Origin of the sequence: Streptomyces alkaliphilus, from assembly GCF_014141535.1 — a bacterium.
GTDB lineage: Bacteria > Actinomycetota > Actinomycetes > Streptomycetales > Streptomycetaceae > Streptomyces > Streptomyces alkaliphilus.
Map to the genome: position 1 here is coordinate 1 of NZ_VKHT01001431.1, position 952 is coordinate 952.

1 protein-coding gene is annotated in these 952 nt (G+C 79.6%); it reads left to right on the forward strand.

Annotated elements, in window-relative coordinates; translation table 11 throughout:
• Nucleotides 1-62 precede the first annotated feature (62 nt).
• Nucleotides 63-952: FHA domain-containing protein (locus tag FNQ90_RS24910; RefSeq protein WP_182608393.1), on the forward strand; the 890-nt coding region annotated here is incomplete at its 3' end.

The following is a 952-nucleotide window of genomic DNA, read 5'->3' on the forward strand; positions in this document are numbered from 1 at the left end:
GGGGTGCGAGGATGCCGGGGGCGGTTCGTCCGCCCGCCACCTCGACCCGACCGGGAGGGCCGATGCAGATCAGGTTGACCGTTCTCGGCCCGCGGGGCGGCGAGGGCACCGACGTGACCGTCACCGCGCCCGTGGACACCCCGCTGGAGGCGGTGCTGGGCGATCTGGTGGCCGCCGCGGACCCCACCGCCGGCACCCCGGGGGCGGTGTGGTGCGGGGGCCGGCGTCTGGACCCCCGGCGCGCGCCCCTGGGTCGGCCGCCGCTGGTGGACGGCGCCGTGCTCGCCACCGACGGACCGGTCGGCGTGGACCGCGCCGACGACTCCGTGCCCCGACTGCTGGTCGTCTCCGGTCCGGACGCGGGCGGTGTGCACCTGCTGCACGGTGGCGAGGTGCGGATCGGCCGCTCCGCACGGGCCGACGTCCCCCTGGACGACCCCGACGTCTCCCGGCTCCACTGCCTGCTGCGCGTTCCCGAGGGCCCGGGGCCGGTGACCGTGCGGGACCCGGGTTCGACCAACGGCACCACCGTGGACGGCGTCGCGGTCCCCACCGACCGGGACCTGCCGCTGTTCCCCGGCCGTGAGCTGCGCCTCGGGGAGTCCGCGCTGCGGATCCTCGCCGCCCGCTCGGACGACGGGGCGAACGCGGGCGTGCCCGCGCAGAGCCCCCCGCCGACCGTCGCCCCACCGACGGGGCCCGGCGGGGGAACCGGCGGGGAGAGCGCGCGCCGCCGGGGGCTCGCCGGCCGGCTGTTGCGCCGCGAGCGGACCTTGGGGCCCGCCGCGCCCCCGACGTCGGCGGGCCCGCGGGTTCCGCGGCCGACCGTCTCCCCGACTACGCCGCCGGCTCCGACGGCCGGTCCGAATCCGGCGGAGTTGCTGCTGCGGGTCCTCGACGACCCCGCGGCGCTCTGGCCCCCCGCCCCTGCGGTCACCGGACGATCGGCGCC